This is a genomic window from Arthrobacter sp. SLBN-112, assembly GCF_006715225.1.
Classification (GTDB): Bacteria; Actinomycetota; Actinomycetes; order Actinomycetales; family Micrococcaceae; genus Arthrobacter.
Genome location: NZ_VFMU01000001.1, coordinates 703,240 through 729,958, shown reverse-complemented (window position 1 = coordinate 729,958; position 26,719 = coordinate 703,240). Strand labels below are relative to the sequence as shown.

At 64.7% G+C, this 26,719-nt stretch carries 22 protein-coding genes; 7 read left to right on the top strand and 15 right to left on the bottom strand.

All coding sequences use genetic code 11. From position 1 onward, the window contains the following. Positions 1–5: 5 nt before the first annotated feature. Positions 6–1,352 (bottom strand): histidinol dehydrogenase, encoded by a 1,347-nt coding sequence (gene hisD / locus FBY33_RS03460; RefSeq protein ID WP_235010438.1) that lies wholly within the window; start codon positions 1,350–1,352, stop codon positions 6–8. A 203-nt stretch (positions 1,353–1,555) separates the two neighbouring features. On the opposite strand from hisD, the gene FBY33_RS03455 reads away from it, so the two are divergent. The 5 genes from FBY33_RS03455 to FBY33_RS03435 all read left to right on the top strand — a co-directional run bounded on the left by FBY33_RS03455 (position 1,556) and on the right by FBY33_RS03435 (position 7,488). Continuing rightward, positions 1,556–2,908, top strand: a complete 1,353-nt coding sequence (locus FBY33_RS03455) for an MFS transporter (RefSeq protein WP_200831310.1) — start codon at positions 1,556–1,558, stop codon at positions 2,906–2,908. Between the two features lie 147 nt (positions 2,909–3,055). Continuing rightward, entirely contained in the window at positions 3,056–4,048 is a 993-nt protein-coding gene (locus tag FBY33_RS03450) for a LacI family DNA-binding transcriptional regulator (RefSeq protein WP_142029311.1), read from the top strand. 87 nt (positions 4,049–4,135) lie between these two features. Then, positions 4,136–4,759 (top strand): helix-turn-helix domain-containing protein, encoded by a 624-nt coding sequence (locus FBY33_RS03445; protein ID WP_200831309.1) that lies wholly within the window; start codon positions 4,136–4,138, stop codon positions 4,757–4,759. A 183-nt stretch (positions 4,760–4,942) separates the two neighbouring features. Next, entirely contained in the window at positions 4,943–6,169 is a 1,227-nt protein-coding gene (gene argE / locus FBY33_RS03440) for an acetylornithine deacetylase (RefSeq protein WP_142029310.1), read from the top strand. Beyond that, positions 6,166–7,488: an MFS transporter gene (locus tag FBY33_RS03435; protein WP_142029309.1), complete on the top strand. Its 1,323-nt coding sequence runs from the start codon at positions 6,166–6,168 to the stop codon at positions 7,486–7,488. Before argE ends, FBY33_RS03435 begins: the two co-directional genes overlap by 4 nt. Before the next feature lie 133 nt (positions 7,489–7,621). Here the strand turns inward: FBY33_RS03435 and FBY33_RS03430 are convergent, their stop codons facing one another. From FBY33_RS03430 to FBY33_RS03400, 7 genes are read right to left on the bottom strand one after another with little or no spacing between them, the layout of a single operon-like run. After that, positions 7,622–9,127: an NAD-dependent succinate-semialdehyde dehydrogenase gene (locus FBY33_RS03430; protein WP_142029308.1), complete on the bottom strand. Its 1,506-nt coding sequence runs from the start codon at positions 9,125–9,127 to the stop codon at positions 7,622–7,624. A 27-nt stretch (positions 9,128–9,154) separates the two neighbouring features. Continuing rightward, positions 9,155–9,970, bottom strand: coding sequence for an HpcH/HpaI aldolase family protein (locus tag FBY33_RS03425; RefSeq protein WP_200831308.1), 816 nt, complete (start codon positions 9,968–9,970; stop codon positions 9,155–9,157). Beyond that, on the bottom strand, positions 9,955–10,740 hold the full coding sequence (hpaH, locus tag FBY33_RS03420; RefSeq protein ID WP_142029307.1) for a 2-oxo-hept-4-ene-1,7-dioate hydratase: 786 nt from the start codon (positions 10,738–10,740) through the stop codon (positions 9,955–9,957). The genes FBY33_RS03425 and hpaH overlap by 16 nt, the downstream gene beginning before the upstream one ends. 3 nt (positions 10,741–10,743) lie before the next feature. After that, positions 10,744–11,829, bottom strand: coding sequence for a 3,4-dihydroxyphenylacetate 2,3-dioxygenase (gene hpaD, locus FBY33_RS03415; protein ID WP_142029306.1), 1,086 nt, complete (start codon positions 11,827–11,829; stop codon positions 10,744–10,746). A 43-nt stretch (positions 11,830–11,872) separates the two neighbouring features. Further along, positions 11,873–13,411 carry a 5-carboxymethyl-2-hydroxymuconate semialdehyde dehydrogenase gene (hpaE, locus tag FBY33_RS03410; RefSeq protein ID WP_142029305.1) on the bottom strand — a complete coding sequence of 513 codons (1,539 nt, stop codon included), beginning with the start codon at positions 13,409–13,411 and terminating at the stop codon, positions 11,873–11,875. A 48-nt stretch (positions 13,412–13,459) separates the two neighbouring features. After that, complete coding sequence (locus FBY33_RS03405) at positions 13,460–14,134, bottom strand: GntR family transcriptional regulator (RefSeq protein ID WP_142029304.1); 675 nt, start codon at positions 14,132–14,134, stop codon at positions 13,460–13,462. Further along, a complete protein-coding gene (locus FBY33_RS03400; RefSeq protein ID WP_142029303.1) occupies positions 14,127–15,587 on the bottom strand; it encodes a fumarylacetoacetate hydrolase family protein in 1,461 nt (486 codons plus the stop codon). The genes FBY33_RS03405 and FBY33_RS03400 overlap by 8 nt, the downstream gene beginning before the upstream one ends. Positions 15,588–15,815: 228 nt before the next feature. Between FBY33_RS03400 and FBY33_RS03395 the strand changes: the two genes are divergently transcribed. After that, on the top strand, positions 15,816–17,747 hold the full coding sequence (locus FBY33_RS03395; protein WP_142029302.1) for an FAD-binding monooxygenase: 1,932 nt from the start codon (positions 15,816–15,818) through the stop codon (positions 17,745–17,747). Here FBY33_RS03395 and FBY33_RS03390 read toward each other — a convergent pair. From FBY33_RS03390 to FBY33_RS03365, 6 genes are all read right to left on the bottom strand, one after another. Further along, a complete protein-coding gene (locus FBY33_RS03390) occupies positions 17,723–18,574 on the bottom strand; it encodes a prephenate dehydratase (protein ID WP_142029301.1) in 852 nt (283 codons plus the stop codon). The genes FBY33_RS03395 and FBY33_RS03390 overlap by 25 nt on opposite strands. A gap of 108 nt (positions 18,575–18,682) precedes the next feature. After that, positions 18,683–20,596 carry an alpha-amylase family glycosyl hydrolase gene (locus FBY33_RS03385; protein WP_142029300.1) on the bottom strand — a complete coding sequence of 638 codons (1,914 nt, stop codon included), beginning with the start codon at positions 20,594–20,596 and terminating at the stop codon, positions 18,683–18,685. Further along, entirely contained in the window at positions 20,580–21,488 is a 909-nt protein-coding gene (ppgK, locus tag FBY33_RS03380; protein ID WP_142029299.1) for a polyphosphate--glucose phosphotransferase, read from the bottom strand. The genes FBY33_RS03385 and ppgK overlap by 17 nt, the downstream gene beginning before the upstream one ends. A gap of 23 nt (positions 21,489–21,511) precedes the next feature. Further along, positions 21,512–22,402 (bottom strand): carbohydrate ABC transporter permease, encoded by an 891-nt coding sequence (locus FBY33_RS03375; RefSeq protein ID WP_142029298.1) that lies wholly within the window; start codon positions 22,400–22,402, stop codon positions 21,512–21,514. Beyond that, the gene (locus FBY33_RS03370; protein ID WP_142029297.1) at positions 22,399–23,337 is read right to left on the bottom strand and encodes a carbohydrate ABC transporter permease; all 939 of its coding nucleotides are present in this window, start codon (positions 23,335–23,337) and stop codon (positions 22,399–22,401) included. The genes FBY33_RS03375 and FBY33_RS03370 overlap by 4 nt, the downstream gene beginning before the upstream one ends. Before the next feature lie 39 nt (positions 23,338–23,376). Next, positions 23,377–24,654, bottom strand: coding sequence for an ABC transporter substrate-binding protein (locus FBY33_RS03365; RefSeq protein WP_200831307.1), 1,278 nt, complete (start codon positions 24,652–24,654; stop codon positions 23,377–23,379). An 89-nt stretch (positions 24,655–24,743) separates the two neighbouring features. On the opposite strand from FBY33_RS03365, the gene FBY33_RS03360 reads away from it, so the two are divergent. After that, positions 24,744–25,949, top strand: a complete 1,206-nt coding sequence (locus FBY33_RS03360; protein WP_235010437.1) for an ROK family protein — start codon at positions 24,744–24,746, stop codon at positions 25,947–25,949. A gap of 21 nt (positions 25,950–25,970) precedes the next feature. Here FBY33_RS03360 and FBY33_RS03355 read toward each other — a convergent pair whose 3' ends face one another. Beyond that, positions 25,971–26,630 (bottom strand): GntR family transcriptional regulator, encoded by a 660-nt coding sequence (locus FBY33_RS03355; RefSeq protein ID WP_142032502.1) that lies wholly within the window; start codon positions 26,628–26,630, stop codon positions 25,971–25,973. Positions 26,631–26,719: the final 89 nt, after the last annotated feature.

Sequence of the window (26,719 nt, the reverse complement as noted above, 5' to 3'; positions counted from 1 at the left end):
GTTCCTTAGCTGTCGAAGGTGTGGTCTGACCAGGACAGGCCGGTGCCGCGGTACTTTGCGGCCCGGACGTCGCCGGAGCGGGCATGTCCTTCGAACCGTTCCACCCGGGCGGCGCGTCCGCAGAGTTCGCCGAAGAAGGCGCTGGACTCGGTGTTGGTCACCTCCTGGTAGGTGACGGTGCGCAGGTACTTGCCGACCCAAAGACCGCCGGTGTAGCGGGCGGCGCCGCGGGTGGGCAGCACGTGGTTGGTTCCGATGACCTTGTCTCCGTAGGAGACGCAGGTTCCTTCGCCCAGGAACAGTGCGCCGTAATCATGCATCTTCTCCAGCGCTTCGCGGGGGTTCTCGGTGAGGATCTGGACGTGCTCGTAGGCGTACTCGTCTGCCAGGACGTAGGCGTCGTCAAGGGTTTCAACCACGTGGACGGCACCCCAGTCCCGCCATGCGGCTCCTGCGTAGTCACGTGTGGGCATGTCGACGAGGATCGTGTCGATGTGCTCGATGACCTTCCGGCCCAGTTCCTCGCTGGTGGTGATCAGGACGGCGGGTGAGTCGGGGCCGTGCTCGGCCTGGGACAGAAGGTCGACGGCGACGATGAACGGGTCGGCGTGCTCGTCCGCCACGATCAGGACTTCGGTGGGTCCGGCGAATAGGTCGATGCCGACCTCCCCGAAGAGCTGGCGCTTGGCCTCGGCGACGAAGGCGTTTCCGGGTCCGGCCAGCATGTTGACCGGCTTGATGGTTTCAGTGCCGACGGCCAGCGCGGCTACAGCCTGGATGCCGCCGAGGAGGTAAATTTCGTCTGCTCCGGCCAGGTACATGGCGGCAACAGTGGCGTCGGGGACCTCACCCTGGATCAGCGGCGTGCAGGCGGCGACCCGCGCCACGCCTGCCACCTTGGCGGTGATGATGGTCATGTGGGCGCTGGCCAGCAAGGGGTACTTGCCACCCGGGATGTAGGCGCCGGCGGCCTGGATCGGAACGTTCTTCTGGCCAAGGAAAACCCCCGGCATGGTTTCAATCTCAAAGTCACTCAGGGATTCAAGCTGCTTCTGCGCCATCACCCTGACCTGCTCCTGGACAAACTTGATGTCCTCGATGGTTTGTTCCGGAACGCGGGCGATGATCTCGTCCAGCTGATCCTTGGAGAGCAGGAAGGATTCCGGTGCGTACTTGTCGAACTTCTCGGAGTATTCACGGACTGCTGCGTCGCCACGTTCACGGATGTCCGCGATGACGCCTTCGACGGTGGCGCGCACCTCGGGGGTGCTGCCCCGGTTCACGCTGTTCTGGGCCGGCTCCTTCAACATCGAGGAGTTCACGGCCGAGCCGGTTGCTGTTGTAACGGTCATGAGCAATACCTTCCATCTGCATTGATGGGCGACCTATCGAGCGCCCCGGGCCAGGCCAGCCGGCCTGCATGTGGAACGAGTGTATACGTATACATTTCGCTCCGCAAGACGTTGTTTCTCGCAGATGTTTACGTATACACTCGTCCACGAGGCGGCTGATGTGGCTGCCGTCACTGTCCGGTCGAAGACAAAGGAGTCTCATAGTGAGCACCCCCACGACAACCGCAGCGCCACCCACAATTGACCCGAAGATGCGCCGCAAAGCCCTTGTTTCATCAGTCTTGGGCAGCTGCATCGAGTGGTACGACTTCTACGTCTACGGCGTAGCTGCAGCCATCATCCTGAACAGCCAGTTCTTCCCGAACGCGAGCCCCTTCGTGGGCATCCTGCTGTCCTTCAGCACCTATGCCATCGGCTTCGCGGCCCGCCCCATCGGCGGCATCATCTTCGCCCACTTCGGCGACCGCCTCGGCCGTAAGAAGATGCTCATGATGACCCTGGGCCTGATGGGCGGAGGCACGTTCCTCATTGGCTGCCTGCCCAACTTCGCTTCCATCGGGATCGCAGCTCCCGCCCTGTTGGTGCTTCTGCGCATCATCCAAGGCATCGGCGTTGGCGGAGAGTGGGGCGGCGCGGCGCTCATGGCAACGGAGTTCGCCCCGGCCAAGCGGCGGGGATTCTTCGGCTCCTGGCCGCAAATCGGCGTGCCGGCAGGAACGCTGCTGGCAAACGGCGCCTTCTACATCATGGGCTACCTGATTTCACCAGAGGCCTTCGTGGCCTGGGGATGGCGCATCCCGTTCCTGGTGTCGATCCTGCTGGTGGTGCTCTCCTTCTACATCCGCAGCAAGGTGGACGAATCCCCGGCCTTTGAAGAGATCAAGCGCAAGGGTGAGATCGAGAAGATGCCGGTGGTCAAGGTCGTCAAGACCCGGCCGCTTACCATTCTCAAGGTCATCATGATGCGCTTCGCGGAAAACGCGAACTACTACATCTACACCACCTTCCTGCTCGCATACGGTCCTGCAGTGCTGCTGGAAAAGAACACCATCCTGCTGGCAACGATGATCATGGCCGGGCTGGGCGTCTTCTCGATTCCATTCTGGGGTTGGGTATCAGACCGCTGGGGCCGCCGCTACACCGTGGTCGCCGGTGCGGTCACAATGCTACTCATGGCGTTCCCCTTCTTCTGGGCCGTCCAGACCGGTGACTTTTTCATGGTCCTCCTCGTACTGATCCTGACTTGCAACGTGGGACGCGACCTCTGCTACTCCGTGGAACCGGCCTACTTCACCGAACTCTTCGAACCCAAGCTCCGCTACTCCGGCGCTTCAGTGGGCCCCCAGGTGGCAGCCGTTTTCGCCGGAGGGTTTGCTCCGCTCATTGCCACCGCGCTTATCGGCCCGGGCTTCGACCGCTACTGGCTGGTCGCGCTCTACATGGTGGTCACCTCACTCATCACCATCGTGGGCGCTCTTTGGTCGCCTGAGACCGCGCCCCGGGTTCGGCTCCGCAAGGGACTCAGCGCAGAACACGATCCCACAACCACCCGGTAGGCTGCCGTTTCTCCGGGATCCTTCGACACCCGGCGGCAAGCCGGGTGCCGGAGGACCCGGGCAGTGATGATTGGCTAGTCTGAAGGCCGGGACTTCATTCAGCGTGCCCGCCCGAAAGTAACTTACGAAGCAAGGAGGACGCGACCGATGGTAACGAGCCGCGACGTCGCAGAACTGGCCGGCGTCTCACAGGCCACGGTCTCCCGGGTCATGTCCTCATCCCCGAAACTGTCGGCGGCAACCAAAGCCCGGGTGCAGGCAGCTATGGAGACGCTCGGCTATGTCCCGCACGCGGGTGCCCAGGCCATGAAGACCAGGCGAACCAACACCATTGGGGTGGTGGTGGCAGACCTGAACAACCCCTTCTACTCTGAGGCCGTCGACGAACTCACCCAGGAACTGGATACCTCCGGTTTCAGGGTGGTCATCTGGAACGCCGGCGGCGGCAGCCACAAGGACGCACTGAAGGCCATCCGGGAACACGCGGTGGATGGCGTCATCTTTACCACCGCAACCGAAGACTCGATCGAGCTGCAGGCAGCGATCGAAAAGAACAGCCCGATCGTTCTGATCAACCGGATAGTAGAGGGCCTTGACTGCGACCAGGTCACCAGCAGCAACGCTGACGGCGGCGCGGCCGTGGCCGACTACCTGCTGTCCAACTCCAGGACCCGAGTGGCTTTCATCGGAGGCCCCGAGAACGCGAGCACCACCCGCGAGCGGGGCCGGGGGTTCCTGAGCAGGATGGAAGAGCAGGGACATGCCGTGCCGGAGCACCTCCGGTTCAACGGCAGGTTTTCGCACGACATCGCGTCGCAGGTCATGAGCAGGCTACTCTCCCGGGCGGACCGGCCCCAGGCGGTGTTCTGCGCCAACGACCTCATGGCCTTCGGTGCGCTGGACGCCCTGCGTGCCCATGGGATGGACACTGAGGACTGCTGGGTCATCGGCTATGACGACGTCGACATGGCGGCCTGGGAGTCCTTCAGCCTGACCACGGTCCGCCAGCCGAGCCGTGAAATGGCCCGGATAGGAGCCCGGATGTTGGTGGACCGCATTATTTCCCCCGGCCAGCCCGCGCGCCAGGTTGTTTTTCCCTGCGAATTAATTGTTCGGGGAAGCGCAAGGCAGCGGCAGTAAAGCAGCCCTGGCGCACGGCCTCCTTGCCCCTTGACCCGGCCCTCGCCGTCGTTCATTATGTTGACCATTCCTTCAATTAACTGGAACATGGAATTTATGCATAGCCACGCGCCGCACCCTGCCAGCGACATAGAACCGCGCGGCGCCGACGATCAGGCCGAGCGCGCAATGACGGCGGTCGGGGCCCTGGTTCTGCAGTTGCGGAAGGACTCGGGCTACAGCATCGGAAGTTTGGCTGCTGCCGCCGGGCTCAGCCCCGGGCTGCTGAGCCAGATAGAGCGTGGCCAGGGGAACCCTTCCCTGACCACGTTGATCAAGCTGTCACAGGCCCTCAAAGTGCCCGTCGGGCGGTTTTTCGACACGGGGGACCAGGCTGGCGCGCTTGTCCGACGAACGGACCGGCGGCGTCTTGAGGTCGCTGAGGACAATCTGGTGTACGAGCTCCTCACGCCCCATATGCACGGACAGCTTGGGATGTTGAGGGCCCAAATTGGCGCGGGCTGGGACAACAAGGACGCACCGTTCAGGCACCCTGGCGAGGAATGCGTCACCGTGGTGCAAGGCCGTCTGCATGTTTGCGTCAACGGCGTGGGCTACGACCTTGAGGAGGGCGATTCCCTCACCTATGACTCCTCGCTGCCGCACTGGTACCGGAACCCGACTTTGGAAGACGCAGCCTTGATCGGCGCCATGACGCCCCCCACTTTTTGAACCGCAGCTCCGTTCTGTTCATTTAATTGAATAAATCCACTCTAAAGTGTTGACTCGCGTGAAGCTCCAGTAAATACTGGAAGGGATGTGGCCTGCGACTCAGTACTCCTGGCCGATCACAGGGCTTCCTGCACCTGCGTCAGGTTTGCTCTCCTCCTTCTCCCTGAATCCAAGGACCTTCACGTGACGACCCTTGCCACGGCCTCTGCCGAACCAACTTCGAGTGCCCCTACCGCACCCACCCTCGACTGGGTCAACAAGCTCGTCTCCTTCGACACCACCAGCCGGAATTCCAACCTTCCGATGATCGATGCGATGGCAGCCGCGCTCAGCGCCCACGGCTTGGCCCCCGTTATCCTGCCGAACCCGGAGGGAACCAAGGCCAACCTTTTCGCTACCATCCCGGCGCGGGATGGTTCCGTCACTGGCGGAATAATGCTCGCCGGCCACACCGACGTCGTCCCCGTGGACGGCCAGGATTGGGCCAGCGAACCGTTTTCGCCCGAGATCCGCGACGGCAGGCTCTACGGGCGCGGAACCACGGACATGAAGGCCTTCAGCGGCGCGATCCTGGGCGTCCTGCCCGAATTCCTGTCCCGTCCCCTGCTCGAGCCGCTCCACCTCGCCTGGACCTACGATGAAGAAGTCGGCTGCCACGGTGCTGTTGCCCTCGTGAGGGAACTGAGCGCACGAGGCATCCTGCCGCGGCTGTGTTTCGTGGGCGAACCAACCAGCATGCGTGCGGTGTCGGCACACAAGAGCAGCCAGCTTTACCGCGTCACGGCCAGCGGACGCGCCGCCCACTCATCGATGACACCCACCGGCGTCAACGCCATTGAGTACGCGGCCCGGTCCATTGCCTTTATCCGCTCGCTGGCTGACGAGCACAGGCTCTCCGGCCCATTCGACGAAAGCTTCGTGGTTCCGTACACCACGGCAAATGTCGGCGTGGTTTCCGGTGGTGCCGCCGTGAACACCGTGGCCGAAAAGTGCGAGTTCGAATTCGAGTTCCGGACCATTCCAAGCGACGACCCGGCATCCGTTATTTCCCGGATCGAGGACCACATCGCGCTCCTGCGGGCCGAGATGCAGCATGAAAACCCCGCCGCAGATATCTGCATGACACCGTTGGGCGCTGTTCCCGGCCTCAGCCCGCACGGCACCGGCGCCGCGCTTGAACTGGCCCAGGCGTTGACGGGCAACGACGCCGAGGAGACCGTTGTCTACGCCACCGAAGCCGGCATCTTCCAGAGGGCCGGAATCGATGCGGTGGTCTGCGGCCCGGGCAGCATGGACCAGGGCCACACCGCCAACGAATACATAGAACTCACCCAGATCGCAGCCTGCGAAGAGTTCCTGCACAACCTCGCCGCACACCTCTCCACTACTGAACGGAACGCACAGCCATGAGTCACGAAGCAGTCAGGAGCGTCGGGCCGGGTCCCGTAACGCCGGAAGCCCCGGCCCCAGCTGCCGGTGCGGCTGAACTGAAGAATGCCAAGAAAGCAGTCGTTGCTGCGGCTATCGGGAACGGTTTGGAGTGGTTCGACCTCATCGTCTACGGCACTTTCGCCGTCACCATCTCCAAGCTGTTCTTCCCCACCACCAATGAAACCGCCTCCCTGTTGCTGACGTTCGCTTCCTTCGGAGTGTCTTTCATCATGCGCCCGCTCGGCGGCATCATCATCGGCCGCTACGCCGACCGGGCCGGCCGCAAGGCCGGCATGATGGTCTCCATCCTGGTCATGTTCATCGGCACCCTGCTCATTGTTCTCGCGCCCACAGCGGTGGCCATCGGGATCACCGCGAGTATCCTCGTGCTCGTTGCCCGCCTCCTGCAGGGGTTCGCAACCGGCGGGGAGTTCGGCACGGCCACGGCCTACCTCATCGAGTACGCCCCCAACCGCAAGGCGTTTTACGCGAGCTGGCAGGTGGCAACGCAGGGCACAGGCATACTGCTAGCCGGAATCTTCGGCTTCGTGTTGAACACCTACCTCAGCGTCCAGTCGCTGGAATCCTGGGGCTGGCGGCTTCCCTTCATCTTCGCGCTGGCCATTGGACCCGTTGGCTGGTACATCCGCTCGAAAATGAAGGAAACCCCGGAGTTCATGGCCACGGAACGGTCCGAGGCGCCGCTGAAGGAAACACTCATCGGCAACGGCGGCCGCCTGTGGGCGATCGTGGGCGTCGTTTCCCTGGGTTCGGTGGGTGTCTACATTGCGCTGTTCATGCCCACCTACGCGATCGTCAACCTCGGCATGCCCAAGACTGCGGCGTTCGTCTCCACTCTGATCTTCGGGGTTGTCATGAGCATCGGCTCACCCTTCATCGGGATGCTCGCCGACAAGGCAGGGCCGGCCCGGGTTATGACGTGGGCTGCTGTCGGAACCATCCTCATCGGTATTCCGGCGTTCCTGCTGCTCATGGCTGCCCCGGGCCTGCCCATGATGGTTCTGGTTGAACTGATCCTTTCGGTCCTGGCCACGGCATACTTCGCCCCGCTGCCGGCCATCATGTCTTCCATGTTCCCGGCACGCATCCGCTCGACCGGGCTGTCCCTGGGATACAACATCGGCGTCACGGTGTTCGGCGGGTTCGCTCCGTTTATCCTCACCTGGCTCATCGACAGGACCGGTTCTCTCCTGGTCCCCGGCTACTACCTTGTGGGTGTCGCCGCAATCGCCACCGCCAGCCTCGCTGTTTCCCGGAAAGTATTCCGGCAGGCCTAAACGCCATCTTGGTTGTGTCGGCGTCACGCCGAGCATGCTTTTGGGCACTGAACGACGGCGGGATCCCGGGTTTCCGGGGTCCCGCCGTTTTTGGTGCGTTGAAAGTGTGCCCTGCGTGGCGCTGTTTCAGCTTTTAGCTCGCGTACGGGTCTGCGATGCCGATGTATTGGGTGGTGGTGTATTCGGCGATGCCTTCGGTTCCGCCTTCGCGGCCGAGGCCTGACTGTTTGACGCCGCCGAAGGGTGCTGCGGCGTTGGAGATGACGCCGGCGTTGAAGCCGACCATGCCGAACTCGATTTGTTCCGCGACGCGGAGGAGGCGGTTGAAGTCGCGGCTGTAGAGGTAGGAGGCGAGGCCGTACTCGGTGTTGTTGGCGAGCCGGATGGCGTCTTCTTCGGTGCTGAAGGTGGTGACGGGGGCGACGGGTCCGAAGATTTCCTGGCCCAGGATCGCGGCGTCGTTGGGCACGTTAGCCAGGACCGTGGGCTGGTAGAAGTAGCCGGGACCGTCCACGGGTGCCCCGCCGGTGACGGCTGTTGCCCCACCGCCGACGGCGGCAGCCACCAGGGCGTGCACGTCCGCCCGGGCGCCGGCGTCGATGAGCGGGCCGACCTGGGTGGCGGGGTCGGTGCCGCGGCCGGTGGCCAGGTTGCCCATGGCGGCGGCGAACTTGGCGGTGAATTCGGAGGCGACGGATTCGTGGACGAGGAAGCGGTTGGCGGCGGTGCAGGCCTCGCCCATATTCCGCATCTTGGCGGCCATGGCGCCCTCGACGGCGGCATCGAGGTCGGCATCCTCGAACACGATGAATGGGGCGTTCCCGCCCAGCTCCATGGAAGTGCGCAGGACATTCTGGGCGGCGTCGGCCATCAGGCGTTTGCCGACAGGTGTGGAGCCGGTGAAGGAGACCTTGCGGAGTCGGGAGTCCTTGAGCAGCGGCCCGGAGATCCCGGAGGCGGAGGAGGAAGCGACGACGTTCAGGACGCCGGCGGGCAGGCCGGCGTCGAGCATGGTCTGCGCGAAGTACTGGGCGGTGAGCGGGGTGAGTTTGGCGGGCTTGAGGACCATGGTGCAGCCGGCGGCGACGGCGGGGGCCACCTTGCGGGTGGCCATGGCAAGCGGGAAGTTCCAGGGTGTGATGAGCAGGCAGGGGCCGACGGGTTTGTGCTGGACGAGGATCTTGTTCCTGCCCTCGGGTGTGGTGAGGTAGCGGCCGTAGTCACGGACGGTTTCTTCGGCGAACCAGCGCAGGAACTCGGCGCCATAAACCACTTCGCCGCGGGCTTCGGCCAGGGGTTTGCCCATTTCCAGGGTCATCAGGAGCGCGAAGTCCTCGGCCCGTTCGGTGACCAGGTCAAAGGCACGGCGCAGGATCTCGGCCCGCACCCTGGGCGCAGTCCGCGCCCACGAAGCCTGCACGGCGTCGGCCGCGTCCAACGCGGCAACCGCGTCCTCGCTGGTGGCGGAGGCGAGGGTGGCGAGCACCTCCCCGGTGGCGGGATCGTGCACATCGAACGTGCCGCCGTCGGACGCCTCCACCCACTTCCCGTTGATCAGCAGGCCGGTGGGCACGGAAGCCAGCAACGATGCTTCACGCTCCGGTGAGATGGCAGGGGAAAGCGCAGAAGTAACTGTCATGGAAGAAGTCCTTTGGGAAGGGGAAGGTCAGTAGCTGGCGGGGGTGCCGCCGTCGGCCTGTGGGATGTACTGGGCGGCGAGGGCTTCGGAACCGCGGGCCAGGAGGGCGACGTCGGCGCCCACCAGGATGAAGCCGGCGCCGTTGTCCAGGTAATGCCGGGCCGTGGCGGGGGCGAAGGCGTTCACGCCGGCAGGCTTGCCGGCCGCCTTGGCGGCGGAGAGGCAGTGTTCGACGGCGGCGCGCACCTCGGGGTGTTCCTGCTGGCCCAGCAGCCCCATGGAGGCTGCGAGGTCGGACGGGCCAACGAAGATGGCGTCCACGCCGTCAACCTTGAGGATGTCCTCCACTGCCTCGACGGCCGCCGTCGACTCGATCTGGACGGTGACGCTGATGGTCTCATTGGCCCGCGCCAGATAACCGGGGACGCGGTTCCACCGGGCGGCGCGGGCCAAGGCCGAGCCGACGCCGCGGACGCCCTGCGGCGGGTAGCGGGTGGCCGCCACGGCAGCCTCGGCTTCCGCCAGTGAGTTGACCATGGGGATGAGCAGGTTCTGCACGCCGAGGTCCAGGTACTGCTTGATCACCACGGTGTCGTTGACCGGCGGCCGGACCACGGTGTGCACCGGGTAGCCGTGGATGGCCTGCAGCTGTGCCAGGATCGACTCGAGCCCGTTGGGGCTGTGTTCGGCATCGACCAGGAGCCAGTCCAGGCCGGCCCCGGCGCACAGCTCCGCGATCAGCGGGCTGCCGGAGCACACCCACATGCCGGCCAGCGGCCGGCCTGCTTCGCCCCTTTGGGCAGCCAGGGCCGAGCGGAAGGTGTCTTCTACTCGAAACGGCATGTGACGCTCCCCAGGGGTCCGTAGTCTGCATGGACGGTATCGCCTTTGTAGACCCACATGGGACGGGTGAAGGATCCGGCCAGGATGATGTCGCCGGCCTTCAGTGCGTCGCCGTGGGCGGCGATCTTGTTGGCCAGCCAGTGGACGCCGTTGGCGGGGTGGTCCAGGACGCCGGCTGCCACGCCGGTCTCCTCCACGGTCTGGTTCTTGTACAGGATGGCGGAGACCCAGCGGAGGTCCACGGCATCGGGCTTCACGGGGTTGCCGCCGATCACCATGGCGCCCATGGCCGCGTTGTCCGAGATGGTGTCCACGATGGTCCGGCCCTCCATCTCGATCCTGGAGTCCAGGATCTCGAGGGCCGGAACCACGTAGTCGGTGGCCTTCAGGACATCGAAGATGGTCACTCCGGGGCCCTTGAGACCGTCCTTCAGGACGAACGCCAGCTCCACCTCCACCCGCGGATGCGTGTACCGGTCCCACTCCACGGAGCAGCCGGTCTCCAGCACCATGTCATCGAAGATGGCGCCGTAGTCCGGTTCGGTGATGCCGGTGGCAGCCTGCATTGCCTTGGACGTGAGGCCGATCTTGCGCCCCACCAGGGTCCGGCCGGCGTCCTCGTTCCGGCGCCGCCACAGCTGCTGCACCGCGTAGGAGTCCTCCACCGTCATCTCCGGGTAGCGGGCGGTCAGGCGGGGGACGGGGGTGCGGGTCCGGCCGGCTTCCACCAGCTCATCCGCGATGGCCTCAATCGTCTTCGGCTCCAGCATGTCCTAGACCTGCACTCCCAGCTTGAAGCCGGTCCGGTCGCCTTCGGGGGAGCCTTCCTTGCGGGTGTAGGAGAAGCCGTCGGCGCCCACCGTCACCGCCATCTCGCTCTTTTCCTCGCGCTCGATGACGGGCTGCGGGTTGCCGTCCAGGTCCAGGACCAGGGAGGCCTCGGTGTACCAGGAGGGGACCACGGGGTTGCCCCACCAGTCGCGGCGCTGGTTGTCGTGGACGTCCCAGGTGATGGTGGGGTTGTCGGGATCGCCGGTGTAGTAGTCCTGGGTGTAGATCTCGATGCGGTGGCCGTCAGGGTCCAGGATGTAGAGGTAGAACGCGTTGGACACGCCGTGCCGGCCGGGGCCGCGTTCGATCCGGTCGCTGATGCGAAGGGCGCCCATCTTGTCGCAGATCTGGATGATGTTGTGCTTCTCATGGGTGGCGAACGCGACGTGGTGCATGCGGGGGCCGTTGCCGCCGGTGAGGGCGGTGTCGTGGACGGTCTGCTTGCGGTGCATCCACGCGGCGTAGGTGACGCCGTCGGCATCCTTGATGTCTTCGGAGACGCGGAAGCCCAGGTCTTCGAGGTACTTGCGGCCGTGCGGGACGTCGGGGGTGACCTGGTTGAAGTGGTCCAGGCGGACCAGTTCGCCGGCGGAGTAGAGGTCGTAGCGCTGGGTGAGGCGCTCCACGTGTTCCACCTCGTAGAAGAACTCGTAGGGGAAGCCCAGCGGGTCCTCCACGCGGACGGAGTCGCCGATGCCCTTGGTGAAGCCTTCCTTGCGGCGCTCCACCCGGCAGCCCAGTTCCTTGTAGTAGGCCTCGGCGGCGTCCACTTCGGCGGGGGACTTGACCCGGTAGGCGAAGGCCGCGACGGCGGCCACCGGGCCCTTGCGGAGGACCAGGTTGTGGTGGATGAACTCCTCCAGGGAGCGCAGGTAGATGTTGTTCTCGTCTTCCTCGGTGACGTGCAGGCCCAGGACGTCCACGTAGAATTCACGGGACCTGGCGAGGTCGGTGACCACGATTTCCATGTAGGCGCAGCGGACGATGTCCGGTGCCGGGACGGTGGGGGTGGGAACGAAGTTGGTCATGATGGTCTCTCTTCTTTGAGCAGGTTCTTCAGGAAGTAAGGGGTTAGCCCTCGTTGGCGGCGGAGTCTTCGATGCTGCCGAACTTGGGGGTGTGGACGCTGCCGAGCGTGATGTGCACGGCCTGCTGGTCGGTGTAGAAGTCGATGGAGCGGTAGCCGCCCTCATGGCCCAGGCCGGAGGCTTTCACGCCGCCGAACGGGGTCCGGAGATCGCGTACGTTGTGGCTGTTCAGCCACACCATGCCGGCCTCCACGTTCTGGGAGAAGTTGTGCGCCCGGGTCAGGTTCTGGGTCCAAATGTAGGCCGCAAGGCCGTATTTGGTGTTGTTGGCCAGGGCGAGGGCTTCGTCGTCGTTCTCGAACGGGGTGATGGCAACGACGGGCCCGAAGATTTCCTCCTGGAAGATCCGGGCGTCGGGGGCTACGTCGGCAAACACCGTCGGTGCGATGTAGTTGCCTTCTGGGAGGCCTTTCGGCCGTCCGCCGCCAGCCAGGAGCCGGCCTTCCGACTTGCCGATCTCTACGTAGGATGCGACCTTTTCGTAGTGTTCCGGGTGGACCAGGGCGCCCACCTCGGTCTTGGGATCGTGCGGGTCACCCACCACGATGCTCTTGGCCCGGGCGGCGTACTTTTCGCAGAACTGATCGTAGATGGCGCGCTCCACCAGGATGCGGGAGCCGGCGGTGCAGCGCTCGCCGTTGAGGGAGAAGACCCCGAAGAGCGCGGAGTCGATCGCGGCGTCGAGGTCGGCGTCGGCGAACACCACGCAGGGGGACTTGCCGCCGAGTTCCATGGACAGGCCCTTGAGGTTGGCGGCGGCGTTCCGGAAGATCGTCTGGCCGGTGGTGGTTTCGCCGGTGAAGGAAATCAGCGGGACGTCAGGGTGCTTGACCAGGGCATCGCCAGCTTCCTCGCCCAGGCCGTTGACCAGGTTGAAGACGCCATCGGGCAGGCCGGCGTCCTTGAAGATGGTGGCCCAGAGCGAGGCCGAGAGCGGTGTGAATTCGGCGGGCTTGAGGACCACGGTGTTGCCGGTGGCCAGGGCCGGGGCGAGCTTCCAGGACTCCAGCATGAACGGCGTGTTCCACGGCGTGATCAGGCCTGCGACGCCGATGGGCTTGCGGTTCACGTAGTTGATCTGCGAACCGGGGACCTTCATGGCGTCGTCAAACTGGGCAACGATCAGGTCCGCGAAGAATCGGAAGTTCTCGGCCGCCCGCAGGGCCTGGCCTTTGGCCTGGGTGATGGGCAGGCCGGTGTCGAAGGTTTCCAGTTCGGCGAGCCGGGCTTCCTGGGCCTCGACGGCATCGGCGATTTTGTTCAAGACCCGGGCGCGTTCGCGGGGTTTCATTCTGGGCCAGGGTCCGCTCACGAACGCTTCGCGGGCGGCGGCCACGGCGAGGTCGATGTCCTCTTTCTGGCCGGCCGCGGCGGTGGCGTAGTTCCGGTTGGACACGGGGTCCAGGACATCGAAGGTCTTGCCGGAGACGGAGTCCACGAACTGGCCGTTGATGTAGTGCTGGATGTGGGTGGGCAGGTCATCCGGAACGTAGTGCTTGGTGGTTTCTACCGAGGTCGTCATCGTTGAAGTCCTAACTGGGTTCTATCCGTACAAGTTGTCTTTTGCGTACTAGTTGGTTTGGGCGAGGTAAGCGTCCAGGGTTGCGGTGCGGTGCCGGCGGGCCGCTTTTTCGATGTCGTCTGCATCTCCCCCGGTCTCGATGAGGTGCAGCAGGTTTTCGTGTTCCTCCACGGAGTCGCGTGCCCTTCCGGGGACGAAGCGGAAGGTGGAGGAGCGGAGCGCGGCCAGCCGGTTCCAGCCGCGGTGGACAAGGTCCAGGATGTGCGGGTTGGGGCAGTGTTCAAACAGGACGCTGTGGAAGTCCTGGTTGAGCTGGGTGAAGCGCACCGGGTCGAAGTGCTCCAGGCACTCGCGCATCTCCTGGTTCACCGCCCGGGCCCGGGCGATGGACTGGCCGTCGATCAGCGGTGCGGAGAGTGCCGTTGCGGCACCCTCCACGATGCTGAGGGTCTGCATGGTGTAGAGGTATTCGGTGGGGTCGATGCCCGCCACGGTGGCGCCGACGTTGCGTTCGAACGTCACCAGGCCTTCGGCTTCCAGCCTGCGGATCGCTTCCCGGACCGGCACCACGCTGAAGCCGAGGTCCTTTGCGATGGCGCCCAGGACCAGGCGGTAACCGGGAGTGTAGGTGCCCTCCACGATGCGTGCCTTGACGGCCTGGTAGGCCTGCTGGGACTTGCTGCCGGGAGTGGCCTCAGGGAGGTCGGCTATGGTTTCAGTCATTATTGCCAGCCCATTCCTTATATTTCGCCTGCCATTCGGCGTTCATGGGGTAGAGGCCGTCCACGCTGTTGCCCTGCTTGACCATCTCGAAGATGAAGGTTTCTTCCTTTTCCTGCTGGATGCAGTCATCGACGAGTTCTTCGGCGATCGCCGGCGGGATCACCAGGATGCCGTCGGAGTCGGCAACGATGATGTCGCCGGGCTGGACCGTGGCGCCGCCGCAGGCGATGGTGATGTCCGTGTCCCAGGGGATGTGGCGGCGGCCCAGCACGGCGGGGTGCGGGTTGGCGAAGTAGGTGGGCATCTCCAGGCCGGCTACAGCGGTGTAGTCGCGGACGCCGCCATCGGTGATGATGGCCGCGGCGCCGCGGACCTGGGCGCGCAGGGCCAGGATGTCGCCCACGGTGCCGGTTCCTTTTTCGCCGCGGGCTTCCATGACCAGGATTTCGCCCTCGTTGACGGAGTCGATGGCCCGCTTTTGGGCGTTGAAACCACCGCCGTGGGTCTTGAAGAGGTCCTCGCGGTTGGGCACGTAGCGCAGCGTCCGGGCCAGCCCCACCACGCGGCGGTCCGGCCGGGTGGCCTGCAGCCCGTCGATGCTGACGTTATTAAGGCCGCGCTTGCGCATTTGGGAGGACAGGGTGGCCGTGGCGACGCTTTCCAGCTTCGCCTTCAACTCGGCGGAGAGGGCGGGCTTGGGCGCGGGGAGCCCAGCGGCTTCGCGGGACCCGTAGGCTTCCTCCCGCTGCAGGTCATCCACCTTGGGCTGGGCACCAAACTCAGCGAACGCCGTCGTGCCTTGCTCAACGGTGGTGACCAGCCGGCCGGTGGTCAGGTTGCCGTCCACGGTGCCCACTTCAACCTCCAGGACGTCGCCGGGTTTGGCCACGGACGCGCCGGCCGGGGTGCCGGTGAGGATGATGTCCCCTTCTTCAAGGGTGAGCAGCTGGGAGAGGTCCGCCACCAGCCGGGCGAACGGGAAGAGCAGGTCCGCGGTGGTGTCCTCCTGGACCAGCTCTCCGTTGTGCCAGGTGCGGATCCGGAGTTGGGAAGGGTCGACGGCGTCTGCCGGAATCAGTGCCGGGCCCACCGGGGTGAACCCATCGCCGCCCTTGGACCGGAGGTTGGAGCCCTTGTCCGCCCAGCGGAGATCGTACACGCCGAGGTCGTTGCTGGCGGTGACGGCGGCGACGTGGCTCCACGCGTCGTCAATGCTGACGCGGCGGGCAGCCTTCCCGATGACGAGCGCGATCTCGCCCTCGTAGCCGAGGAGTTCGCAGCCGGCAGGGCGCTCGACGGGGCCTCCACTCAATGCCAGCGAGCTGGAAGGCTTGAGGAAGTAGGACGGCTGCGCCGGAGTGCGGCCGCGCTGGGCAGCGCGGCTGGGGTAGTTGATGTGCACCGCGACCACCTTGCGTGCTGCCGCCAGGGTGTCGCCGTTGACCTGCTCCAAAGCATCTCCTCATCAGGTACGAAATCGTATACGATCACTATCTATAGATTTCCGGCGTCCGTCAACCCCCGGTTTTCCTGCGCTTTTCGGGCACTTCCAGAGCCACTTGTCGTCCCCGTCACATCCGGCGTACAGTGGAAATCAAGTTTATAGTTTTCGATTATCGAATCTAGTGTTCTGATATAGAACACTGCCCGAGACTCATCCACAAAGAAGTGAGGAAAGCCCGTGCAGTTCCACCACCACGGATATGTATCCGGTGACCCCCGCGTCCAGCCGGCGGCCGGGGTCGGCCTGAACCGCCCCGAGGAGCTCCCGGAGGAAGTGGACGTGCTCATCGTCGGCACCGGCCCCGCCGGAATGCTCGCCGCCGCCCAGCTGTCCATGTTCCCGAATGTCTCCACCCGGATCATTGACCGCCGTCCGGGGCGCCTCGCTATCGGCCAGGCTGACGGGATCCAGGCGCGCAGCGTCGAAACCTTCCAGGCCTTCGGATTCGCGGAGCGGATCATCGCCGAGGCCTACCGCATCACGGAGATGGCGTTCTGGAAGCCGGACCCCGCAAACCACGCGAACATCATCCGCGCCGCCCGTGCCGTGGATGACGAAACCGGGATCAGCGAGTTCCCGCACCTGATCGTGAACCAGGCGCGGGTGCTCGACTACTTTGCCGAGTTTGCCGCCAACTCACCCACCCGCCTCAAGCCCGACTACGGCTATGACTTCCAGGGCCTCACGGTCGGCACCGAGGGGGACTACCCGGTCACCGTGACGCTGCTTCACACCGCCGGACGCAACGAGGGCCAGGAACGGACGGTCCGTGCAAAGTACGTGGTAGGAGCCGACGGCGCCCGGAGCAAGGTGCGTACGGCCATCGGCTGCACCCTGGCGGGAGACCAGGCCAACCATGCCTGGGGCGTCATGGACGTCCTGGCCGTCACCGATTTCCCCGACATCCGCACGAAATGCGCCATCCAGGCCGAAAAGGGCAGCATCCTGCTGATTCCGCGGGAGGGCGGCTACCTGTTCCGCATGTATGTGGACCTGGGCGAAGTGGATCCTGCCACCCACCACGACGTCCGCAACACCAGCATCGAGCAGATCATCACCAAGGCCAACGAGATCCTGCACCCGTACACCTTGGATGTACGGAACGTCGCATGGCACAGCGTGTACGAGGTGGGCCACCGCCTCACGGACAGGTTCGACGACGTCCTGCCCGCGGAGCGCGGCACCCGCACCCCGCGCGTGTTCATCACCGGCGACGCCTGCCACACCCACAGCGCCAAGGCCGGGCAGGGCATGAACGTCTCCATGCAGGACGGGTTCAACATTGCCTGGAAGCTGGGGCACGTGCTGGAAGGCCGGAGCCCGGAAAGCCTGTTGGCCACCTACTCCGAGGAGCGGCAGGTGGTGGCCAAGAACCTGATCGACTTCGACAAGGAGTGGTCCACCATGATGGCCAAGAAGCCGGAGGAGTTCGAGCACCCCTCCGACCTCGAGGACTTCTATGTGCAGACCGCCGAGTTCCCTGCAGGTTTCATGACCCAATACGCGCCGTCCCTGATTATCGGTTCGGCGGACCACCAGGGCCTTGCCGCCGGCTTCCCCGTGGGCAAGCGGTTCAAGTCCGCACCCGCCGTCCGCGTGGGTGACACCAACCCCATCCACCTGGGCCACCACGCTACGGCTGACGGCCGGTGGCGGATCTACGTCTTCGCGGACCAGGCCCTGCCCGGCACGGACTCCACCACGGACAAGCTTGCCGAGTGGTTCGTTAACTCACCCGAATCTCCGCTGGCTGCCACGCCTGCCGGCGCCGACCCGGATGCGTGGTTCGACCTGAAGGTTATTTACCAGCAGCCGCACACCGCCGTCGACATCGGTGCCGTTCCTGCCGTGTTCAAGCCGCAGGTGGGCCCGTTCAAGCTCACGGACTACGAAAAGGTGTACGCAACGGATCCCACTGCGGACATCTTCGAGCTGCGCGGCATCGACCGTGCCGGCGCCGTGGTGGTGGTCCGCCCGGACCAGTACGTGGCCACCGTCCTGCCGTTGACCGCAACCGCCGAGCTCGGCGCCTTCTTCCGGCCGCTGCTCAAGCCCCTCGCCAACGCGGCACCCGCACAGCCGCGTCAGGCGGTGGCTGCCGCCCGGTAGTCAGCCGCGGGGTACACGCCGAGGATCCGTACCTCGGCGGTGAAGAAGTCCAGCTCCTCGAGGGCCAGCTTCAGCGGCAGGTCCTCGGGGTGGCCTTCGACGTCGGCCATGAACATGGTGGCCGCGAACTCGTTGCCCACCATGTAGCTCTCCAGACGGGTCATGTTCACACCGTTCGTGGCGAACCCGCCCAGAGCCTTGTAAAGGGCCGAAGGCACGTTGCGGACGCGGAACACGAAGCTGGTGACTGCCGGTCCGGGAAGTTCATTTTTGGCCGGCAGCGCTGTCTCGCGGGCCAGGACCACGAAGCGGGTGGTGTTGGAGGGGTCGTCCTCCACGCGCGAGGCCAGGACGTCGAGACCATAGATCCGGGCGGCCAGCGGGGGAGCCAGGGAGAGCTTGCGGGGATCGTTCCACTCAGCCACTTCGCGGGCCGATCCGGCGGTGTCGCCGGCGATGACGGGCTTCAGGTTATGTTCGCGGATCAGCTTCCGGCACTGGCCCAGGGCGTGGATGTGGCTGTGCACTTCGGTGGCACCCTCGATGGTGCTGCCCGGGATGCCCAGCAGGTCGAAGTGGATGGGCAGGAAGTACTCGCCCACGATCTGCAGGTTGGACTGCGGCAGCAGGATGTGGATGTCCGCCACCCGGCCGGCGATGGAGTTCTCGATGGGGATCATGGCCAGGTCCGCTTCACCGGTGGTCACCAGTTCAAAGGCGTCCTCGAAGCTGGCGCACGGCACGCTTTCCATGTCCGGGAACATCTGCTGACACGCGATATTGGAGTTGGCGCCGGGCTCACCCTGGTACGCAATCTTGGAGGCCATGATCCGTATGGTTTCATGTCCCGCCCCGCCCGCCCAACTGAGTAGCAGCAGATGCTGTTTTGGGCCCCCAAACCGACACCTGCTGCTACCTGGTTGGGGAGGCGCGGGTTAGGCGGAGGTGACGCGCAGCCAGAGGTACTGCCGGGGGAGGAGGGTGACGCCGTCGTCCAGCTGCAGGGTGGCTTCGGAGAGAAGGTCGACGGCGGCGGCAGCGAAGCCGGCAAAGGTTTCCGCAGGGAGGGTCTGGGCTGAGTCGCCGAAGTTGGCGAGGGCAAGGACAGTTCCGGCGCCTTCCCCATCCCCAGGGCGCTGGTAGGCCAGCACCGAACGGTTGTCCGTGTGGAAATCCACCAGCGTGGTCCCGGCAAGTTCCGGGGTGCCGGCCCGGACCTCGATCATCCGCTTCAGTCCGGCGTAGATCGCGCCTTCCGCGGTGGCGGGGTCGTCCCGGCGGGCGTACTGTTCGGCGGGGAAGTGCGGCCGGTGCACCCAGCGGCTGTCCTCCTCGTGGCCCGGCTCGGACGCGTAGGAGTAGTCGTTGACCTGGCCCACTTCATCACCCAGGTACAGCAGCGGGATGCCGCCGGTGCTGAACGGCACCGAATGGGCCAGGAGGATCCGTTCCACCGCCTCAGCCGGGTCCACCTCCATGCCGCACAGGGACGCCGTCGTGCCCGAAATCCGGCAGTCACCCGTCTTGGGGTTGTCCTGGAAGGGGACGCCGCGGGCGAAGCTGCCCGGGAACCGGTTGACGTAGAAGGAGTTCAGGAAACGGCGGTGGTCAAAGCCGTTGATGCCCAGTTCTGCCGCGTCCTCATCGGCAAAGGTCCAGCCGATGTCGTCATGGCTGCGGACGTAGTTTACCCAGGCCGTGCCGTCGGGGATGTTGTGCCTGCGTTCCAGCGCTTGGGCCAGGAGCGAGACGTCCCGGGTGGCCAGGGACTCCCAGATCAGGGCCATCTGCAGGGGGTTGTAGGAAAGTTGGCATTCTGCGGGGTCGATATACAGCGCCACCTCGTCCGGGTGCACGATGGCCTCGGACTTGAACAGCAGTGACGGCGCCGCCAGCCGGCAGACCGCGTTGAAGGCCCGGAGCAGCGTGTGTGCCTGGGGGAGGTTCTCGCAGGGGGTGCCCAGCTGCTTCCAGATGAAGGCCACCGCGTCCATGCGCAGGATGTCCACGCCCTGGTTGGCCAGGAACAGCATCTCTGCCGCCATGGCCCGGAAAACCTCCGGGTTGGAGTAGTTCAGGTCCCACTGGTAGGTGTGGAATGTGGCCCAAACCCACCGGCCGTCGTCCATCTGGATGAAGGATCCGGCGTGGTTCTCGGGGAAGATTTCGCGCACGTCCGCCTCGAAGGCGTCCGGCATGGTCCGGTCCGGGAAGATCCAGTAGTAGTCGCTGTACTCCGGGTCGCCCGCGGCAGCCTTCCGGGCCCACTCATGTTCGTCCGAGGTGTGGTTGAAGATGAAGTCCACCACCAGGCTGATCCCGTTGGCGCGCAGTTTCGCCGCGAGGGACCGCAGCTGCTCCATGGTGCCCAGTTTCGGGTTGACCTGGCGGTAGCTGGAGACGGCGTAGCCCCCGTCCGAGTGGGGATCGGGCGCCAGGAACAGCGGCATCAGGTGCAGGTAGGTGAGGCCCAGTTCCTTGAAGTAGGGAATGCGGCTGCGCACTCCTTCCAGGCTTTCGGCGTAGCGGTCCACATAGCAGACGCCGCCCAGCATCCCGTTGGACTGGAACCACTCCGGGGCCTCCTCGCGTTCGGCGTCCAGCGCCTTCAGCTCCGGGGAACGCTCCTGCCACGAGCGTGCGCTCTGGACCACCAGCGCGGACAACTGTTCCAGCCAGTCCTGCCGGGCGCCGTAGAGCGAGTGAAAGAGGCTGCGGAGCGTGGGGAAGTGCTCCTCAAGCCGGCGGTCAAAATCCGGATCCGCCTGGAGGCCGAGGTCCCGCTCGCGGGCCAGTGTTGCGAGCACTGACCGGCGCGCCTCTTCGTCCTCATTAACGGTTCCCTGCATGCAACAGCCCCTTCCGCCCGCCGCCGGCCCATCCGGCGGCATCTGTACCGAAGTATCCCACGTCACTTTCGCCACCCAGGTCCAGGATCGACTCGTGGGCCTGCAGGGCAGCGCCCACCACGCCTGCGGAGTTCTCCAGGCCGGCGGGAATGACCGGAGTGCGCAATGAGAGGCGCGGGATGTATTCATCGCTGCAGGCCGAAATTCCGCCGCCAATGATGATCAGGTCGGGCGAGAAGAGAAACTCCACATGGGCCAGGTACCGTTGCAGCCTGCCGGCATACTCCGGCCAGCTGAGGCCTTCAGTTTCTCGGACCACGGCCGATGCCCGGGATTCTGCCTTGCGGCCGCCCACCTCCAGATGGCCCAGCTCGACGTTGGGCACCAGCCTGCCGTCGACGATGAGCGCCGATCCGATGCCTGTCCCCAGGGTCAGGACCAGGACAACGCCGTGGTTACCCCTGCCCGCGCCGTAACGGACCTCTGCCATGCCGGCCGCGTCAGCGTCGTTCACCACGCAAACAGGCCGGCCAAGCCGTGACAGCAGGTAGGACTGGACATCGAGCCCGATCCAGCCTTCATCCATGTTCGCTGCGGACCTTGCAACTCCACGCTGGATTATCGAGGGAACAGCGATGCCGACCGAACGGTCCCCGGGCCCAGGGCTTTCGCCTTCGAGCTCGTGAATGAGCTGGTCCAGGGTCTCTGCCACCTCATCAACCCTGCCGCCGGCGGGTGTCCTCAGGCGGCGGACGCCACCGGCCGGAGTGCCGCTGCCCAAATCGACGAGGGCACCCTTGATCCATGTCCCGCCGATGTCGATTCCGATCAGGCAATCCGGTCCGGCCGCGGGTTCGACGATGGCGGGGAGGGCCGGTTCCTTCGGTTCCATGACTGCCTGTCCCGGGGCCGGACTCACTTGACTGCGCCCTGGGTGAGGCCGGACATTACCCAGCGCTGCGTAAACAGGTAGACGATGATGGCCGGGGCCATGGCCATCAGGTAGGAGGCGAAGGCAACGTTGTAGCTGTTGCTGAACTGAGTCTGGAAGATCTTCTGCAGCACCGGGATGGTCTGCAGTTCCGGGTCGGAAATGATGAGTGAGGGCATCATGAAGTCGTTCCATGAGGCGATGAAGGCGAAGATGCCCACGGTTGCGCTCATTGGTCCGAGCAGGGGGAAGATGAGCTTCCAAAACACCTGCCAGGTTCCGGCGCCGTCCATGCGCATGCTTTCCTCCAACTCCAGGGGGATCGAGCGCAGGAAAGCAGTGAACAGCATGGTGTTGAATGCCAGGGCAAAAACGATGTGGAGGATGGCCACGCCCAGTGGGTTATCCAGCCCGACGAGGCCGGTGAGCTGGATCTGCGGCAGCGCCACCACGGGGAACGGGATGAACATCGCCGCCAGCAGGTAGAAGAAGGACCAGCGGAAGAGCCGCCGGTCCCAGTTGCGGACGATGGCGTAGGCCGCCAGTGCCGAAACGATGATTTCGCCTGCAACGGCGATCACTGACACGAACACGGAAATCCCGAAGCCTCGGGGGAAGTTCGTGAGCGTCCACGCCTGGGCAAAGCTGTCGAAGGTCAGCGGGTTTGGCAGTGAGAAGGCGTTGCCGTCCACGGCCTGGCCAGTGGTCTTGAATGCCATGCTGATGGTGACATACAGCGGGACGAGCACACTGAGCGTGCAAACGATGAGGACGATGGTGGCGGGCCACTGGGTACGTTCCGGGCCGGCGGGGATCCGCCGTCCCTTTCCTGCCGTGACAGGTTTTGCAGGGATGGTGCTGGGTGCGCTGCTCATGCTGCGATCCCTCCTTTGCCACGGGTGAAGCGAAGCTGGATGAGTGCGATGACGATGCTGATGAGGAAGAAGATCACGGCATTGGCCATCTGGTAGGCATAGTCGCCGCCTTCGAAGCCGCGGAAGATCGACATGGCGACGCTTCGTGTGGCGACGCCTGGACCGCCGTCGGTAAGGCCGATGATGATGTCGTAGGCGTTGAGGTAGTTCTTGAAGCCGAGAACCGTATTGATCACGGCATATCCGGCAATGAGCGGCAGGGTGATGTGCCGCAGGTTCTGCCATGGCGATGCGCCGTCGATGGAACTCGCCTCGTAAACCTCGGGAGGGACCGTGAGGAGCCCCGCGATGTAGATCAGCATGGCACTCGGAATGGACTGCCAGGCCGTGACGAAGACGATCGCAAGCCACGCGAGGTTGGGGTTGGCCAGGAGGCTGGTGGCCAGCGGCTCTATGCCGGTGCTTTGGCCGAACAGGGGCAGCGAGTTCGAGAAGAGGTACTGGAAAACGAAGGCGATGACGATGCCCGAGATCACCATCGGGACGACGAATACCGTGCGAAGCGCAGCACGGAACCGCACGCGGGACGTCAGGCCCAGGGCCAGGAGGAAGGCCACGGCGTTCACGACGATGACCGTGACGAGCGAAAAGGTGAGTGTGAAGCCGTAAGCGCCCAGGACGCCTTCATCGCGGAACACCGCGATAAAGTTCCGGACGCCGATGAAATCGAAGTCACCGAAGCCCACGGAGTTCGTGAAGCTGTAGATGAACCCGAGCACGGCAGGCAGCGTGACGGCGAGCGTGAAGATCACCAGGGAAGGCAACAGGAAGACATAGTAGAGCGGATCAACGCGGCTCCTGCCTGCCCTTGCCGCTGCGGTTGCGGGTGGTGGGGTCACCTCCGCCCTGATTGAAGGTTTTGTCATTGATGACATGGATGGTCCTCGTTTCATGCTGTGAATCGAAAAGTGTAGTTATGCGCGGAACGCCAGGCGCGCCCAGTCGGCGTCCATCCTGCGCAGCGTGCCCTCGGCGTCGGCGCCGCCGATGATCGACTGGATGTAGTTCGCAGCCGGGATGGAGTTCGGAATGAACTGCGAGGCACCCATGTAGAAGCGGCCTTCGTCGTAGTACTTCTGCATCTCAACGATGCGGGGGTCGGTTACCGGCGGTGCATCTTTGGTGGTGCCGAAACCCAGGAATTTGGCGTTGTAAGGGTTCTGGATCTCCGGCTGCATGAGGTACTGAAGGAAGTCGCGGGCTCCCTGCTGCCCGTTGGCCACCTCGGGTACCCAGAGCGAGAGGTCGATGTTGACCCGGACCTTCAGATCGGCGGGGTCACCGGTCATGGGCAGCGGGAAGGTACCGAGATCCAGGTCCTTGCCGGCCTTCTCGATCTCCCCGAAGGCCCACGGTCCCTGGAAGTACATGGCGGCCTGGCCCTGCGCCATGGCGGTATTGCCGTCTCCGTAGCCGCGGCTCGCGGCATCGGGATTGACGTACTTGGTCAGCTCGACCATGCGCTTCACCGGCTCAAGCAGCGTTTTCTGGAACGACACTTCCGAGTCCGGTCCCACGTTCGCGCCAGCGGCGTGCATTGACTTATAGAAGTCACGCACGTTGATCATTCCGCCCACCGTGTAGTCGAACAAACCCTGCGCCACCGTCCAGGGATCACGGAAGGTGCCGTAAATCGGCGTGATGCCGGCTGCCTTGAGCCGCTCGCATACCTCGATCAGTTCATCCCAGGTTGCAGGGACAGCCAGCCCGTTCTCTTCGAAGATGCGGCGGTTGTAGATCACGGAGGCCGCCATTACCGAATAGGGGATCACACTCGTGCGGCCCGGATAGCTTGGGTACCAGTTGGTGAGGTCGAGGACGTCCTCCCGGATCGAAGCCGCTGCCGGGAGGTCGGAAAGATCAGAGAGCGCCCCGCGCTCCATGAACCGGGCCATCTCCAGGTTGTAGTTGAGGCATCCGAGATCCGGGGGACTGCTGCGGACGAAGCTGGCAGAGAGATTCGTGGCCATGTCATGCAGGACGCGAACCCGGTCCTGTGAGGCGGTGAACTTCACGGCCAGATCCCGGAAGTACGGAACTGCCTCCGGCTTTGACTGGTGGAACGTGATGGTTGGTGCAGTTCCGGCCGGGGCGCAGCCGGCCAGTCCGAAAGCGGTGAGAGCACCTCCGGCAGCAGTAAGGAAAGTACGCCGGGAGAGTGGTCTCCCGGCGGGCGGCAAAGGTGGCAACATCGGCTCCTCGTGGGCTGTCTGCGAATTTATATGGATCTTATATTTAGGTCCTAAATGAGGATGGGGGACGAAGGGTCTATCGTCAAGGGGTGGACGGAATTACGGCGAGCTCGACGCAACTGTTACGGCAGATCAACTCGGAGGCGCTGTTGCGCTTTGCCCTGCAGGAGCAGGTGTTCACGGCGGCAGCGGCCATGGCTGCGACCGGGCTGACGCGTGCCACCGTGCTCGGGGTTTGTGACGGCCTGGTTGACGTCGGCTGGCTGGAGGAATTCAACGACGGGAGCGCGGACGCCGGCAGGCTCAAGGGCAGGCCGGCGCGGCGGTACCAGTTGCGCGAAGCAGCCGGTGTGGTGGTGGGCCTGGATGCCGGGGAGGGCTATTACACCGCCATCGTTGCCGACTTGCGCGGACGCGAGCTGGGCAAGCGCCGCCAGGGCATTGATTCGCACATGCTGGGACGCTCCGGCCGGGTCGGGAGTGCACGTGAACTGATCCGCCTGACGCTTGAGGATGTTTCACGCACCCCGGATGATGTCCTGCTGACGGCCGTCGGCGTGCCGGCTCCGATCGATGCGAACGGCCAGTCTCCAGAGGAAGGGGAATTCTGGCAGTTGATGAATTCCGGATTCGGCGGGCATCTTTGGGGCAAGGTCATCATCGAGAACGATGCCAATCTCGCCGCAGTCGCCGAGCAGGCAAACGAGCCGTCAGCCAACGTGGCCACATTGCTGTCGGGAGAGCGGTTTGGTGCCGGCCTGATTGTTGATGGGCGCCTGCTGCGAGGCCGGCAGGGCGGTGCCGGTGAGATGCGGTTCCTGGATGCGCTCGACAGCAAGTTCGTGCCTGATGAGGGAGGCTGGGACGGGTTCGGAGCGCTTGCGCGGAAGTGGGCGCGTGCGGGCATCCATTCCTACGACGGCGCGACGACGCTGCGGCAAATACCTGAGGGGGATATTAACGCGGAGGATGTCTTCCAGGCTGCCCGCGGAGGAGACCCGTTTGCGCAGGAAATCATTGCCCGGCTCGGCGTGCGCCTGGCGCGGATCGCGGCAGTGCTTTCCAGTCTTCTCGATATTGAGCGCGTCGTCATCGCGGGCGCGATCTCACGGGCCATCGAACCTGTCCTGGAGCATGCCCGCAGCCTGCTGTCCACGGATTCCGGCTTGCCGCTTCCGGAGCTCGTGGCGAGCACCCTCGGGGCGGAAGCGGTAGTGAAGGGTGCCATCGAGTCGGCATTGATTAGGATCAGGCGCGAGCCTTCGGCGTTCATCCCGCGTGCCGCCCGTTCCTGACCCCAGGACGGGCCGGTGGGCCTACAGCACGCTGCGGATGGCCTGCTCGAAACTGGTTACGTGCTCAAGGGCGAGCTTGCCCGCCCGGTCGGAATCGCCGTCGGCCACTGCTTCCAGCAGTTCCACGTGCTCGGCGATGTGCGCCGCCACGGACGGCACCTTCTCCAGCACCATGCACCAGATGCGGGTGGCCAGGTTGTCGTACCGGATCAGGACGTCCTCGAGGTGCGTATTGGCAGCGGCCCGGTAGATCAGGCGGTGGACTTTGATGTCGTACCGCATGAGGTCATAGGGATCGTCCTCATCCCCCATGTCCGCAATGGCCGCAGCGGTGTCCCTGATTTCCTTGCGCAGGGCAGGGGTGGCCAGCTTGGCGGCCCGGCGGGCGGCCAGCGGTTCCAGCGACTCGCGCAGCTCCGAGACGTCCGCAAGCTCGGTGATGTCGACGACGGTGGCGAACGTTCCGCGGCGGGGGTACGACACGACGAGGTGGTCGCCTTCCAGGCGCTTGAGCGCTTCGCGGACCGGCGTGCGGCCGATCCCGAGTTCGGCGGCGAGCTTGCCGTCGTTGATTGCCTCGCCGGGCCGGATGTCGAGCATGATGAGCCGGTCGCGAAGGTGCCGGTAGGCCTGCTCGGCGAGCGAGAGGTCTCCTTCTCCAGCCAGCTGGTTTTCTGTCATTACGCTCATCCGGGCTCTCCCAAGGTAGCTATTGACTGCCACGTGATCTACAACATACTATTGCGTCAGTTCTAATATATCAGTTACAG